Annotated in this window: 15 protein-coding genes; 10 read left to right on the top strand and 5 right to left on the bottom strand. The window is 72.3% G+C overall.

What is annotated here, in order from left to right:
* Positions 1-5 precede the first annotated feature (5 nt).
* Together hisN and ABZV06_RS21125 are read left to right on the top strand one after the other, a co-directional pair.
* Positions 6-824 (top strand): histidinol-phosphatase, encoded by an 819-nt coding sequence (gene hisN / locus ABZV06_RS21130; RefSeq protein WP_355237232.1) that lies wholly within the window; start codon positions 6-8, stop codon positions 822-824.
* 59 nt (positions 825-883) lie between these two features.
* Positions 884-1,738, top strand: coding sequence for a hypothetical protein (locus ABZV06_RS21125; protein WP_355237609.1), 855 nt, complete (start codon positions 884-886; stop codon positions 1,736-1,738).
* 73 nt (positions 1,739-1,811) lie between these two features.
* Here ABZV06_RS21125 and ABZV06_RS21120 read toward each other — a convergent pair whose 3' ends face one another.
* Positions 1,812-3,011, bottom strand: a complete 1,200-nt coding sequence (locus ABZV06_RS21120) for a glycosyltransferase (RefSeq protein WP_355623527.1) — start codon at positions 3,009-3,011, stop codon at positions 1,812-1,814.
* Between the two features lie 204 nt (positions 3,012-3,215).
* Here ABZV06_RS21120 and ABZV06_RS21115 point away from each other — a divergent pair, with 204 nt between their 5' ends.
* Both ABZV06_RS21115 and ABZV06_RS21110 read left to right on the top strand, forming a co-directional pair.
* The gene (locus tag ABZV06_RS21115; RefSeq protein WP_355237226.1) at positions 3,216-4,214 is read left to right on the top strand and encodes an SDR family oxidoreductase; all 999 of its coding nucleotides are present in this window, start codon (positions 3,216-3,218) and stop codon (positions 4,212-4,214) included.
* A 51-nt stretch (positions 4,215-4,265) separates the two neighbouring features.
* The gene (locus ABZV06_RS21110) at positions 4,266-4,838 is read left to right on the top strand and encodes a DUF5709 domain-containing protein (RefSeq protein ID WP_355623524.1); all 573 of its coding nucleotides are present in this window, start codon (positions 4,266-4,268) and stop codon (positions 4,836-4,838) included.
* A gap of 5 nt (positions 4,839-4,843) precedes the next feature.
* Here ABZV06_RS21110 and ABZV06_RS21105 read toward each other — a convergent pair whose 3' ends face one another.
* On the bottom strand, positions 4,844-5,491 hold the full coding sequence (locus ABZV06_RS21105) for a response regulator transcription factor (protein WP_355623553.1): 648 nt from the start codon (positions 5,489-5,491) through the stop codon (positions 4,844-4,846).
* A 14-nt stretch (positions 5,492-5,505) separates the two neighbouring features.
* A complete protein-coding gene (locus tag ABZV06_RS21100) occupies positions 5,506-6,630 on the bottom strand; it encodes a DUF5931 domain-containing protein (protein ID WP_355237220.1) in 1,125 nt (374 codons plus the stop codon).
* 120 nt (positions 6,631-6,750) lie between these two features.
* On the opposite strand from ABZV06_RS21100, the gene ABZV06_RS21095 reads away from it, so the two are divergent.
* A complete protein-coding gene (locus ABZV06_RS21095; protein WP_355237217.1) occupies positions 6,751-7,191 on the top strand; it encodes an ATP-binding protein in 441 nt (146 codons plus the stop codon).
* 206 nt (positions 7,192-7,397) lie between these two features.
* On the opposite strand, the gene ABZV06_RS21090 is transcribed toward ABZV06_RS21095, so the two are convergent.
* Positions 7,398-8,336: a ribose-phosphate pyrophosphokinase gene (locus tag ABZV06_RS21090; RefSeq protein ID WP_355237214.1), complete on the bottom strand. Its 939-nt coding sequence runs from the start codon at positions 8,334-8,336 to the stop codon at positions 7,398-7,400.
* A 77-nt stretch (positions 8,337-8,413) separates the two neighbouring features.
* On the opposite strand from ABZV06_RS21090, the gene glpK reads away from it, so the two are divergent.
* The 3 genes from glpK to ABZV06_RS21075 all read left to right on the top strand — a co-directional run bounded on the left by glpK (position 8,414) and on the right by ABZV06_RS21075 (position 10,862).
* Positions 8,414-9,898 (top strand): glycerol kinase GlpK, encoded by a 1,485-nt coding sequence (gene glpK, locus ABZV06_RS21085; RefSeq protein ID WP_355623521.1) that lies wholly within the window; start codon positions 8,414-8,416, stop codon positions 9,896-9,898.
* 3 nt (positions 9,899-9,901) lie between these two features.
* Positions 9,902-10,324, top strand: coding sequence for a DUF3592 domain-containing protein (locus ABZV06_RS21080; RefSeq protein WP_355623518.1), 423 nt, complete (start codon positions 9,902-9,904; stop codon positions 10,322-10,324).
* An 88-nt stretch (positions 10,325-10,412) separates the two neighbouring features.
* The gene (locus tag ABZV06_RS21075; RefSeq protein ID WP_355237206.1) at positions 10,413-10,862 is read left to right on the top strand and encodes a YbaB/EbfC family nucleoid-associated protein; all 450 of its coding nucleotides are present in this window, start codon (positions 10,413-10,415) and stop codon (positions 10,860-10,862) included.
* 21 nt (positions 10,863-10,883) lie between these two features.
* Here the strand turns inward: ABZV06_RS21075 and ABZV06_RS21070 are convergent, their stop codons facing one another.
* On the bottom strand, positions 10,884-11,333 hold the full coding sequence (locus ABZV06_RS21070; protein ID WP_355237204.1) for a hypothetical protein: 450 nt from the start codon (positions 11,331-11,333) through the stop codon (positions 10,884-10,886).
* A 104-nt stretch (positions 11,334-11,437) separates the two neighbouring features.
* Here ABZV06_RS21070 and ABZV06_RS21065 point away from each other — a divergent pair, with 104 nt between their 5' ends.
* Positions 11,438-11,731, top strand: a complete 294-nt coding sequence (locus ABZV06_RS21065; RefSeq protein ID WP_355237201.1) for a hypothetical protein — start codon at positions 11,438-11,440, stop codon at positions 11,729-11,731.
* Positions 11,732-11,748: 17 nt separating this feature from the next.
* Positions 11,749-12,645 (top strand): hypothetical protein, encoded by an 897-nt coding sequence (locus ABZV06_RS21060; RefSeq protein WP_355237198.1) that lies wholly within the window; start codon positions 11,749-11,751, stop codon positions 12,643-12,645.
* Positions 12,646-12,662 lie beyond the last annotated feature (17 nt).

Genomic DNA, 12,662 nt, shown 5'->3' with positions numbered 1-12,662 from the left:
CCGGCATGACCGGGTACGCCGACGACCTCGCCCTCGCCCACCTGCTCGCCGACCGCGCCGACGCCATCGCCACGGCCCGGTTCCGGGCGCTCGACCTGCGGGTGGACACGAAGCCGGACCTGACACCGGTCTCCGACGCGGACACCGCCGTCGAGCGGGAGATCCGCGCGCTGCTGGCCGAGCACCGGCCCGGCGACGGACTGCTCGGTGAGGAGTACGGCGCGGCCCCGGCCACCGACCTGCGTGGTCGCCGGTGGATCGTCGACCCGATCGACGGGACCAAGAACTTCGTCCGTGGGGTGCCGGTGTGGGCCAGCCTCATCGCGCTGTACGACGGTGACCGTCCGGCGGTCGGCGTGGTGTCCGCGCCGGCGCTGGGGCGGCGTTGGTGGGCGAGCGCGGGCGCGGGCGCGTACGCCGGTCCCGGTCCCGACGCCGGCGAGCGGATCGGCGTGTCCGCGGTACGCGACGTCGGCGACGCGAGCGTCTGCTACTCGTCGTTGACCGGGTGGGAGGACGCCGGCCGGCTCGACGCGATGCTCGACCTGTTGCGGGCCGGCTGGCGCAGCCGGGCGTACGGCGACTTCTACGGCTACGTGCTGCTGGCCGAGGGCGCGCTGGAGGTGATGGTCGAGCCGGAGCTGTCCCTGTGGGACGTGGCGGCGCTGGTGCCGATCGTGACCGAGGCGGGTGGCACGATCACCGATCTGAGCGGTCGACCCGCGCCGACGGGCGAGCCCGGCACCGAGAGCAGCGTGGTGGCCACCAACGGTGTGCTGCACGCCGACATCCTCGCCCGCCTCGATCGACCAGCCGAGCGCTGACTCACGACAACCTCTATCCTCGCCAGGTGGTCTCCTCCGGCTGGTGCTTCCTCGCGGCGATGATCGTCGCGTACGGCTTCGCCAACCTGCTCCAGTCGGTGGCGGCGGCCCGCACCACCGTGCACCACACCTTCGATCCGGGTCTGCTGCTGAGACTGGCCGGGCACCGGACATACCTGGTCGGGCTGACCTGTCAGATCGGCGGTTTCGTGCTCGCCTTCCTGGCCCGGCGCGATCTGCCGCTGTTCCTGGTGCAGGCGAGCGTGGCGGCCGGGCTCGGGGTGACCGCCATCATCGGCGTACTGGTGCTGAAGTGGCGGTTGCCGATGGCGGAGGTGGCCCTGCTGGCCCTGCTCTTCGCCGGGATCACCGCGTTGGTGCTGGCCGCCCGGCCGGCGCCGTCGAAGCAGCTCGGCACCGCCGGCTCGGTGGCCCTCCTGGTGGCGCTCGGTGTCATCGCGGTGCTCGGCGTCTTCGCCGTCCGGCTGCACGGCGCGCCCGGCTCGGTGGCGCTGGGCTCGCTGGCCGGATTGGCGTTCTCCTCGGCCGCAGTCGCGGCACGCCCCCTGGCCTCCGCGCCGTCGGCCGAGGCGTTCCTCGCCGACCCGCTGTTCTACCTGCTGGTCGCCCACTCGATCGTCGGCCAACTGCTGCTCGGCCTGGCCATGCAGCGCGGCTCGACGACCGCTGCCGTCGCCGCCATGGACGCGGCCGGGGCGGTGCCCGCCGCGATCGTCGGCCTGCTGCTGCTCAACGACAAGATCTGGCCGGGGCGGGAGTGGCTGGCCGCCGTCGGCTTCCTGGTCACCCTGGCGGCCGTGATCGGTCTGACCCGGTACGCCCAGCCGCAGCAGCACCGCTCGATGGCGCACCGCCGCGACCGGGCCATGGTCGGCGTGGGCCGGCCCATCTGAGCGAGAAGCCCACCACGCCGGTGAGCGAGCAGCCCACGCCACACCGTGCGGGCGTGGCGTGGGCCGTGTCGTCTCAGGCCTCGACGGGCTTGCGGCGGCTCACCACCCGCTCGTAGAGGCGTTCCAGTGCACCGGCGGTCCGTTCCCAGGTGTAGCTGCTGCGGACCCGGTCAACTGCGGCGTGACCGTAGGCGAACCGGCCGGCGTTGTCGCCGAGCAGCCGGCGCAGCGACAGGCCGAGGGTCCGGACGTCGCCGGGTGGCACCAGGCGGCCGGTGACCTCGTCGACGACGGCGTCCGCCAGGCCACCCATCGCGTAGCCGACGACCGGCACCCCGCAGGCCATCGCCTCGAGGGAGACCCGCCCGGCGGAGGAGTAGTGCGGGGTGCAGGCCACCACGTCGGCCGAGCGGTACCAGGTCGCCATCTGGTCGTGCGGCACCGCCCCGACCAGGCGTACCTGCTCGGCCACCCCGGCGAGCTCGGCCAGTTCGCGCAGGCGGCGCGACTCCGCGTGGTGGGACAGTTGATCGGCGGGTGGGCCACCGGCGATCACCAGTTCGGCGTCGCCGACCAGTCGCATCGCCCTGATCAGGTCGTCCTGGCCGTGCCCCGGGGACAGTCCGCCGACGGAGAGGATCCGGGCCCGCTGTTCGCGCGGGGCCGCCTCGCCGTCCGGGTGGAACTGCGCGATGTCCACGCCGGCCGGCACCATCGCCACGGAGGTCCGTTGCAGACCCATCCGGGTCAGCTCGTCCACCTCGTCGTTGGACTGGGCGACGGCGATGTCCACCGCCCTGGTCAGCGCCCGTTCCAGCGGGATGCGCTCCCCCGGGCCGTCGTACCCGCCGCCGAGGTGACGGAGTTGCTCCACGCCGAGGGAGTGGAAGGTCTGCACGACCGGGATGTCGGTCTCCCGGACGGCGTGCGCGGCGGCCAGGCCACCGATCCAGTAGTGCCCGTGCACCACCTCGGGACGCCAGGCGCCGCCCCACTCGTCGGTCAACCAGCGGCCGAACTCGGTGACGTGCGGTACGAGCCCGGCCGTGGGCAGGGCGGTCGGAGGGCCGACGGGCACCCGGTGCACCCGGTAGCCGTCGACGTCCGCCGTCGCCGGCAGGGCCGGATCATCCTGGCGCTCGTAGATCCGGACATCATGGCCTCTGCCGACCAACTCGGCGGCGACCCGTGCGATGTGTTGTCGGGTGCCGACCGGCGGGCCGTCGGCGTGCCGGTACGAACTGCTGTGCGCGCAGACGAGGCCGACGCGCATGGGTCACCTCCCTGCGATCTTTTCCTCGGCGGTCCCGGTCAGAGCGTCCCATTAACCTGCGGGACCCGAGCCGAAACCTGGCAGATCGGGAACAGTCACCGCGAGTGCCACCGACACTTGCGCCACGGCAATCACAGTAGCCCCGATTCGGATCGTCGACGGCCGGTGGGAATGACCAGGCCCGACCCGGGGTACCGCTGGTGAATGCCGCTGACCCGGAGCCTCGACGACTCGACCGTGGTGATCACCGGCGCGTCCAGCGGGATCGGCACGGCAACCGCGTACGCGCTGGCCCGCCGCGGCGCGGCCGTGGTCCTCGCCGCCCGCAGCGAGCAGGCGCTGGGACAGGTCGCGCAGCGCTGCCGACAACTGGGCGGCCGAGCGTTGGCCGTACCGACCGACGTGACCGACCTCGATTCGGTCCAGCACCTGGCCGAGCGGGCGGTGGTCGAATTCGGCCGCGTCGACGCCTGGGTGAACAACGCCGCGGTGAGCGCGGTGGGTCTGTTCGACGAGATCCCCGTCGCCGAGTTCCGGCGCGTCCTGGAGGTCAACCTGCTGGGTACCGTGCACGGCATCAAGGCCGCGCTGCCGCACCTCGAAGCGGCCGGTGGGGGCGTGCTGGTCAACAACGCGTCGGTGCTGGCCGAGGTGGCGATGCCGTATCAGTCGGCGTACAACGCCGCCAAACACGGCATCCGCGGCCTGGCCGACACCGTTCGGCAGGAGCTGCGGGTCACCGGCCGGGGGCAGATCTCCGTCTGCACCGTGCTGCCGGCCACCATCGACACCCCGTTCTTCCGGCACGCGGCCAACCACACCGGCCGGGAGTTGGTGCCGCCCCCGCCGATCTACCCGCCGGAGGTGGTCGCCGAGACGATCGTGCGGTTGCTGCGCCGACCACGCCGCGAGGCGTACGCGGGTGGGGCGGCCCGGCTGCTCGGCCTGCAGTGGCGCTTGGCCCCGGCGCTGGTCGAGCGGACCCTCGGCTGGTACGCCCACCGCACCCAGTTCGGCCCGGGCGTCCGACTGGACAGCACCGGCAACGTGTTCCATGCCGACGGGCAGGCCAGCCACGACGGCGGCTGGCACGGTCGACGACGTCAGTTGGTGCGGATGACGGCGGCGTTCGGTCTCGCCGCCGCCGGCACCGCCGTCGGCACGATGGCGGCGATGAACCGTCGATCCCGCCCCGACCGCTGATGACCAGCCGTGCTCCGGTTACGGCGCGAGGGCAGCGGGTAGTGATCAGACATGCGCGACAACGAGTACCCGACCCCCGTGTCCGACACCGAGGCGCAGGGCCTGCCCGACACCGCCGATGACGACTCCACCGCCAACGACGACGTGCTCACCGGGCGCGAGGCGGACGGCCCGGACCCGGCCCAGTTGCCCGGCGACCGGACCCCGGTGGCGGTGGACCGCTTCGGGACGACCGCCGAGGAGCAACTGGACGGGGAGTCGTTGGACTACAAGCTCGATCGGGAGGTGTATGAGCGTCCGGTGGACGACCCGCTCGCCGGCCCGGTCGACCCGAAGATCGCCTTCGAGGCGGAGAACGAGGCCGCCGCGGCGGAGGCCCAGCTCGACGCCGACGTGATGGACCCGGGGCCCACCTCGGATCCCAACTCGCCGGTCTCCCTCTACGACCACGGTCAGCTCGGCACTGTCGCCGACGCGACGGTGGGCCGGCTGGTGGAACCGGACGAGGGGGCACACACCGACCAGGAGACCGATTCCGTGGCGTACGACGCCGGTTCGGCGGGTGGCGGGGCGACCGCGGAGGAGTTGGCCATCCACGAGACCGAGCCGCCGCGCTCGGTCTGAGCCGGTCAGTCGTCCAGGCCACGCTCGATGGCGTAGCGGGTCAACTCGACTCGGTTGTGCAGGTGCAGCTTGCCGAGCGTGTTCTGCACGTGGTTCTGCACCGTACGGTGGGACAGGCCGAGCCGCTCGGCGATCTGCTTGTACGACATCCCCTTGGCCACCAGGCGCAGCACCTCCGTCTCCCGACCGGTGAGTCGGGGCGTCCCCGGCTCACCGTCGGCGGCCGTGCCCGCGTCCGACCCGGCGGCCAACCGGCGGTACTCCCCCAGCACCAGCCCCGCCAGACCGGGCGTGAAGACGGGAGCGCCGGCGGCGGTGCGACGTACCGCGTCGAGGAACTCACCGGGTGCCGTCGACTTCACCAGGTAGCCGGTGGCGCCCGCCTTGACCGCGTCGAGCACGCTCTGCTCCTCGCCACTGGCACTGAGCATCAGCACCCGCACGTCGGGCAGGACGGCGCGCAGCCCGACGACCACCTCGACGCCGGAGATGTCCGGTAGTTGCAGGTCGAGTACGACCACGTCGGGTCGAACGGCGGCGGCGACACGGATCGCCTGCCGCCCCTCGCCACTGGTAGCCACCACCAGGAAGCCAGCCTCGGCCAGGTCCCGGGCCACGCCCTCGCGCCACATCGGATGGTCGTCGACCACCATCACCCGCACGGCGGTCACCGCCGCGTCCTCGGCACGGTCAGCTCGATCTCGGTGCCGGCGTCGGGGCTCGACATGATCCGGACCGTCCCGCCCAGGTCGGACACCCGACCGCGGATCGACTGGGTCACGCCGAGCCGCCCCTGCGCGGCGGCCTCGGCCAGTCTGCCCTCTCCGATGCCGGGCCCCTCGTCACGGATCGACACGGTCACGGTCTCCCCCTCGTCCTCGATCAGCACCCAGGCCCGCCCTCCGGCGTGGTGGCCCACATTGTCCAGGGCCGCCCCGGTGGCGGCCGCCAACTCGCCCGCCACCTGCCGGGGCAGGGTCACCGGGGTCGCCGGCGCGGACAGCGACACCGCCGCCGACGCGTACCGGCCGAGCAGGCCACGCAGGTCCACCGCGTCCGTCCCGGTCAGCGCGGCCGGGGTGGCGTCGGCGATCAGGGCGCGCAGTGCGGCCTCCTGTTCACCGGCGAGCCGGGCCAACTCGCCGGCCTCACCGGGCAGGTGCGCACCGCGCCGCTGCACCAGCGCCAGCACCTGGAGGACCGAGTCGTGGATGTCGCGTGCCAGCCGCTCCCGCTCCCGGGTGGCGGCCTCCAACTCCACCGCGTGTTGCAGGCGTTCCTCGGCGGTCGCGGCGAGCCGGGCGACGTGCCCGACCACCAGCCCGGCGAGCAGCAGCAGGATCACCCCGGTGAAGGAGGACTGGCCGATCCGCTCCCGGGTGGCCAGGTCCGCGCCGGCCACCAGCAGCGCGGCCACCGTGCCGCGACGCCGGCCTCCGGAGACGGCCCAGGCCAGCACCGGGCCGGCCATCCAGGCCACCCCGAGAGTGGGTACGCCGTGTCCGAGCGCCTGCCGTCCCACCACCCACGGGCTGGACAGCACTATGGCAATCACCACGCCGAGGTCGACCAGCAGCAGCGGCCAGCGACGCCAGGCCGGCCGGGCGTACGCGACGGCTGTCACTCCGGTCCAGATGATCATCAGCAGTACCAGGGCGCCGACGGCGATCGGATGGTCGTACCTGTCGACGTCGCGCACGGCGAGCGCGCAGACGTACCCGAGGGAGGCCAGCCGGAACACGGTGAGCGCCCGCCAGAGCGGCACCTCGAAACCACCTGGCGGGGACGGCATGGCGGTCAGGATGCCACAGCCGGGTCAGCCGCGCGGGGGCCACGGCGTGCGGTGCGAGAAACGCTGAAGTACGGTTGAAAAGCCGCGAAATACTCCGAGATCCGCACCCGGGACAGGGCCATGACGAATGCAGATCCGCACGCACCGCGTACGGTTGTGCCCATCGAACCCGCCCTCCTGATCGCCGAGGCCTTCAACCAGGCCCAGGTGACCGAGATTCGCCACTCGGTCACCTCCTGCGCGCACGCCTGCGGTCTCGACGGCCAACGACTGGACGACTTCGTGCTCGCCGTCAACGAGCTGATCACCAACGCCGTGCGGCACGGCGGTGGGCGCGGGTGGCTGCGGCTCTGGCAGGAGCCCGGTGAGCTGCTCTGCGAGGTGGCGGACCACGGGCACGGCATCACCCCGCAGCGGCTCGGTGACCGGAGCCGCCCCGCCCCGGACACCGCGGGCGGGTGGGGTCTCTGGCTGGCCCGCGAACTGACCGACGCCATGGAGATCGCCACCAGCTCCGCCGGCACCACGGTCCGCATAACCGCCACCCTCCCCACCCCCTAACCCCCACCCCACCCACCCCCGTCGCGTCGCCCCCCGTCGCCCGCCCCCCGTCGCGTCGATCTTGCACTTTCGGTGGCGACAAAGCGGTCCCAAGGCGACATTTGGGCAACACAAACTGCAAGATCGGCGGGGGCGGGAGCGGCGCGGCGCGGGCGGGGCGAGGGCGAGGGCGGGGTGGGGTGAGGGCGGGGCGGGGGGCGTTGAGGTCAGCCGAAGAGGGCGGAGACCGACTCTCCGTTGTGAATCCGGCGCATCGCCTCGGCCAGCGCCGGAGCCACCGAGAGGACCTGGAGCTTCTCCACCCTCTTCTCGGCGGCGATGGGGACGCTGTTGGTGCAGACGATCTCCAACACCCCGTTCTGGTCGCTGAGCCGACGCAACGCGTCGCCCGAGAACAGGCCGTGCGTGCAGGCCAACCGGATCGAGCGGACCTTGAGGTCGCGCAGGTGCTCCATCAGCTCGATCACCGTGCTGCCCTTGGCGATCTCGTCGTCCAACACGATCACGTCCCGGTCGGCGACCTCACCGATCACCGCGCTGATCTTGACCAGGTCGTCGCTGAACCGTTGCTTGGCACCGGCCGCGACGGGCGTGCCGAGCAGCCGGGCGAAGGCCGCGGCCTCCTTGGCGTTGCCCAGGTCGGGCGAGACCACGACGGTGTTGCTGAGGTCGTACCGCCGAAAGTGGGTGGCCAGCTCCCGCAGCGCGTGCAGGTGGTCGACGGGAACGCTGAAGAAGCCGTGCACCTGCGGCGAGTGCAGGGTCAGCGCGAGTACCCGGTCCGCTCCCGCCGAGGTCAGCAGGTCGGCGACGAGCCGGGCGCCGATCGAGATCCGTGGCGCGTCCTTCTTGTCCGAGCGGGCGTACGCGTAGTGCGGCAGCACCACCGTGATCCGGCCGGCGGACGCGCCCCGCGCCGCGTCGATCATCAGTAGCAGCTCGACCAGGTTCTCCTGGACCGGTGGCACCAGCGGCTGGATCAAAAAGACGTCCCGCTCGCGGCAGTTGGCCTGCAACTGCACTTCGAGACAGTCGTTGGCGAACCGGGAGACCCGCACCGGATGCAGCGGCACCCCCAGGTGGGCGCAGATTTCGGCAGCCAGATCGGGATGGGCGGTTCCACTGAAAACGGCGATGTCGCGCACGTTCGCACATCGTAGGCGAAGCGAAGGCCGACGTGACGTCGGTCGCTCCGCGTCGCCGGTTTGGGTACGGTGCTGCCGTGACCCCCGAGTACGTCGCCGCCATCGACCAGGGCACCACCTCCTCGCGGTGCATCGTCTTCGACTCCGCCGGGGAGATCGTCGCCGCGGCCCAACGCGAGCACCGCCAGATCTTTCCCCGCCCCGGCTGGGTGGAGCACGACGCCGAGGAGATCTGGGACAACGTGCAGCAGGTGGTGGCCGAGGCGCTGCGGTCCGCCGGCATCGACGCGGACGGGCTCGCGGCGGTGGGCATCACCAACCAGCGGGAAACCACCGTCGTCTGGGACCGGGCCACCGGCCGCCCGGTGGCCAACGCCATCGTCTGGCAGGACACCCGCACCGGGCCGTTGCTGCGCGAGCTGTCTTCGGCGTACGGCGAGGAGCGCTTCCGGGCCCGCACGGGCCTTCCGCTGGCCACCTACTTCGCCGGTCCGAAGCTGCGGTGGCTGCTCGACGAGGTCGACGGTCTGCGCGAGCGCGCCGAGCGCGGCGAGGTGCTGTTCGGCACGATGGACAGTTGGCTGATCTGGAAGCTCACCGGCAGGCACGTCACCGACGTGACCAACGCCAGCCGGACCCTGCTGATGGACCTGACCACCCTCGACTGGGCCCAGGAACTGCTGGACGCGCTGGGCGTGCCGGCCGCGATGCTGCCGGAGATCCGCTGCTCCGCCGAGGTGTACGGCACGGCCACCGGTGTCCTGGCCGGCGTGCCGGTGGCCAGCGCGCTCGGCGACCAGCAGGCCGCCCTGTTCGGGCAGACCTGCTTCCAGCCGGGCGAGGCGAAGTGCACCTACGGCACCGGCAGCTTCCTGCTGCTCAACACCGGCGCCAGCCCGGTCCCGTCGACGCACGGCCTGCTCACCACCGTCGCGTACCGGATCAAGGACCAACCACCGGTGTACGCCCTGGAGGGCGCCATCGCGGTCACCGGCTCGCTCGTGCAGTGGCTGCGGGACAACCTCGGGTTGATCTCCTCGGCGTCCGAGGTGGAGGACCTGGCCCGCACCGTGGACGACAACGGCGGCTGCTACGTCGTGCCGGCGTTCTCCGGTCTCTTCGCCCCGCACTGGCGCAGCGACGCGCGCGGGGTGATCGCCGGCCTGACCGGCTACATCACCAAGGGACACCTGGCCCGGGCCGTGTTGGAGGCGTCGGCGTGGCAGACCCGCGAGGTGGTCGACGCGATGGACGCCGACTCCGACGTGGCGCTGCGCCGGCTCCGGGTGGACGGCGGGATGACGGCCAACGCGCTGCTCATGCAGTTCCTCGCCGACGTGCTCGACGTTCCGGTGGTCCGCTCCCGGATCACCGAGACCACCTGCCTCGGCGCCGCGTACGCCGCCGGTCTGGCGGTGGGTTTCTGGCCCGACCTCGCGACCCTGCGCGCGCAGTGGCGCTCCGACGCGCAGTGGGAATCGACGATGGCCCCCGAGCTGCGCGAGAGGGAGTTGCGTCAGTGGCGCAAGGCCGTCCAGCGCACCCTCGACTGGGAGGAGTGAGTCATGCCGCAGGTGGTGCTGACGATCCTGGCCGGCCTTGGCCTGGCCGGGATGGCGTACGCCCTCGTCCGGTTCCGGCGCGACCTCGGCCTGCTGCGCCGGGGCGTACGGACGCCGGGTGAGATGGTGGAGCTGCGTCCGGTCATCCGGGGGAACGGTCCCCGGACCTACTACCCGGTGGTGCGGTACCGGCCGACCGACGGTTCCGTGGTGACCGCGACGCCGGGACGCTTCCGGCAGACCCCGCTGTCGGCCGCGCCGGGGCCGGTCACCGTCGTGTACGAACCCGAGCGTCCGAACCGGATCCTCGTCGAGTCGCCGAGCGCGGCGGGAACGTCCTCGGTGCTGGTCCCGTTCGTCTCGCTGCTCACGGTCAGCGTTGTCGTGCTGGTGGTCGGCATCGGGGTCTTCGTGAGACTGGGCTGACCCGCCCTCCACAATGGTCCGGCCCCCCAGCTCCGGGTCGCGGTGGGTACCGTCGGCCGGTCAGACCGACGACAGCGGGAGGGGCACGATGAGCGGGCCGATCGGCGACACACCGAGACCGGACGTGATGGCGCAGTTGGCCGCACGGATGCGGGAGCAGTTGGGTCGCGGCGAGGAACTGCGCGGCCGGTTGACCGGGTTGACCGGTCGCGCGGAGAGCGAGAACGGGTTGGTCCGCGTCACCTGCACCGCCGACGACCCGGCCCGGGAACTCCAGATCGACCCACGGGCCCTGCGCCTGCCCGCCGCCGAGCTGTCGGAACTGGTCGCCGGCCTCCTGCGCGAGGCACGGGCCGACCTGGCACGGGCGACCGCCGAGGTGATGCGCGAGGTGGGTGGTCCGGCCGGACCGGCGACGCTCGTGCACGATCCGGCGGCGGCTCAGGCGAAGCTGGCGCAGCTCAACGACATGGTCAGCGGGCCGCTCCGGGAGAGCACGGAGATGCTGGAACGACTGCGGCGTCAACTGGGGGTGTGACGGTCGCCGGCCCGGAGCGGGTCAGCGGCTGCGCCGCACCCGCTTCGCGGCCGCCCGCAGATAGACGACGGCGAGCGCCACCATGGCGGCCAGCAGGGCCGAGCCCACCAGCAACGGGGCGATGACCCAGGCCATCAGGCTGACGGTGGCCCGGTCGCCGTTGGCCCAGCCGTCGACCCGGTCCCCGGCGTGCGGGGCGCCACCGCCCACCGGACCGGTGACCACCCGGCCGTCGGACATGCTCCACGTGCCACGGCACCGCTCGGCCCCCTTGGGACCATCGTTGTCACAGGACTCGACCTGGATGCTCACCCGCTCGGCGCCGATCAGATTGCGGCCGAGGCCGACCGGCAGTACCAGGAGGGCCAGGAGCAGCACGATTGGCATCGCCACCCGCTGCCAGCGCGGCCGGCGGGCCATCCGGGCCGCGTAGTTGTCGGGGGGCGTCGACGCGGACGGTCCGGCTGGCATGGGTCGCAGGCTACCAGCGACGGGCACTCACGCCCATCCATGATCCTGTTAGGCTGTCCGGGCTCCGGCAACATGAACATCGATCGCGTACACGGGGAGAGTCGATGATCGAGGTTGACCCGCCGGCGATCCGCGCGCTCGGCGAGACGATCGAACGTCAGGTCGGACCGCCCCTCGACGCCTGCGCCGAGCTGCTGGCCTCCGCCCGCGCCATCGAACACAGCAACTTCACCTCGGTGGTGCCGCAGCTCGCGGTCGCCTACGTGGGCGCGATCGAGTTCGTCGAGGAGCAACTGCGCACCAAACGCGAGCACCTCGCCGAGGTCCGGTCCCGGCTGGGCCGCACGGCGGACAACTGGGAAGCCGCCGAGACCGCCAGCACCATCGCTCCCCGCTGACGACGCCGGAGACCGACATGGCAGACCCTACCTACCCCGCGGCCGCGGCGAAGATCGCGATGGCCGAGATCAGCGTGGCCGCCTCGGTCATCCCGTCGGCCTGGCCGATCGCGCAGATCGTCTACTTCAACCAGTGCGACCCCGAGACGATCATGCGCAAGGGCGGTGACTGGTTGGCCATGTACGACCAGCTCGGCACCGCACACGGCAACCTCGACGACGCCCTCGCGACCCTCACAGCGGCCCAGTGGAGCGGCAAGGACCGCGACGCGTTCGGGGCGCACATCAACGCGTACGGCGTCCAGGTCGTCGGTACCCAGGTGCTGACGGTCACCGTGGGCGTCACCATGCTCTGCGTCGGCGGGGTCCTGCTCGCCCTCGTCGTGGCGTACGCGGTGGTATCCACGATCCTGCTGGCCTTCGCCACTTTCATCGTGGCGGCCTCGGCGACCGTCGTCGGAGCGCCCGCCGCGGCCTCGGCCGAGGCCACGGCAGCCTCGTTCGCCGCCTCGGCGCTCAGTTTCCTGAAGGGGATCGAGACGATGGCCGAGGCCGTCGCCACCGGCGGGGCGGCGGCCATCGCGGGCGCCGCCTCGTTCGACGTCGGCACCCACCTCGGCAGCGGCGACGTCGGGGTGCTGAAGGACCTGGTCCAGGCCACCGTCGACGGGCTCGACAACGTGGCCGCCGGGTTCCTGTCCAAGTGGGAGCGCGACTTCGTGGGCTACGGCATCCACAGCGGCGCCCGCCACGCGGTCGGTTCCCCGACCGGACCCGGCTACCTGATCTACGGAGGCGGCACCCAGGTCGCGCCGGCCGGTGCGGACGGCGACGGGGACACCGTCTGGGGCACCTCGGGCGTGGTCGACAACCTGTGGTCGAGGTTGTTCGGGAACGACGCCTGGAACCACTGAGGGCCCCCGGGGCGGCG

It is taken from the genome of Micromonospora sp. NPDC005172, assembly GCF_040608555.1.
In the GTDB taxonomy this organism is placed as follows: Bacteria; Actinomycetota; Actinomycetes; order Mycobacteriales; family Micromonosporaceae; genus Micromonospora.
Note: the sequence above shows the minus strand (reverse complement) of the source record. Positions and strands in the feature narration are given on the sequence as shown.

Excerpts from the sequence above, each read along its gene's own strand:
- ABZV06_RS21070 (WP_355237204.1), bottom strand. The coding sequence starts at position 11,333 with ATGCCAGCCGGACCGTCCGCGTCGACGCCCCCCGACAACTACGCGGCC.
- ABZV06_RS21125 (WP_355237609.1), top strand. The coding sequence starts at position 884 with ATGATCGTCGCGTACGGCTTCGCCAACCTGCTCCAGTCGGTGGCGGCG.
- ABZV06_RS21110 (WP_355623524.1), top strand. The coding sequence starts at position 4,266 with ATGCGCGACAACGAGTACCCGACCCCCGTGTCCGACACCGAGGCGCAG.
- hisN (WP_355237232.1), top strand. The coding sequence starts at position 6 with ATGACCGGGTACGCCGACGACCTCGCCCTCGCCCACCTGCTCGCCGAC.
- ABZV06_RS21100 (WP_355237220.1), bottom strand. The coding sequence starts at position 6,630 with ATGCCGTCCCCGCCAGGTGGTTTCGAGGTGCCGCTCTGGCGGGCGCTC.
- ABZV06_RS21060 (WP_355237198.1), top strand. The coding sequence starts at position 11,749 with ATGGCAGACCCTACCTACCCCGCGGCCGCGGCGAAGATCGCGATGGCC.
- ABZV06_RS21105 (WP_355623553.1), bottom strand. The coding sequence starts at position 5,491 with ATGGTGGTCGACGACCATCCGATGTGGCGCGAGGGCGTGGCCCGGGAC.
- ABZV06_RS21115 (WP_355237226.1), top strand. The coding sequence starts at position 3,216 with ATGCCGCTGACCCGGAGCCTCGACGACTCGACCGTGGTGATCACCGGC.
- ABZV06_RS21075 (WP_355237206.1), top strand. The coding sequence starts at position 10,413 with ATGAGCGGGCCGATCGGCGACACACCGAGACCGGACGTGATGGCGCAG.
- ABZV06_RS21120 (WP_355623527.1), bottom strand. The coding sequence starts at position 3,011 with ATGCGCGTCGGCCTCGTCTGCGCGCACAGCAGTTCGTACCGGCACGCC.
- ABZV06_RS21095 (WP_355237217.1), top strand. The coding sequence starts at position 6,751 with ATGACGAATGCAGATCCGCACGCACCGCGTACGGTTGTGCCCATCGAA.
- ABZV06_RS21080 (WP_355623518.1), top strand. The coding sequence starts at position 9,902 with ATGCCGCAGGTGGTGCTGACGATCCTGGCCGGCCTTGGCCTGGCCGGG.
- ABZV06_RS21065 (WP_355237201.1), top strand. The coding sequence starts at position 11,438 with ATGATCGAGGTTGACCCGCCGGCGATCCGCGCGCTCGGCGAGACGATC.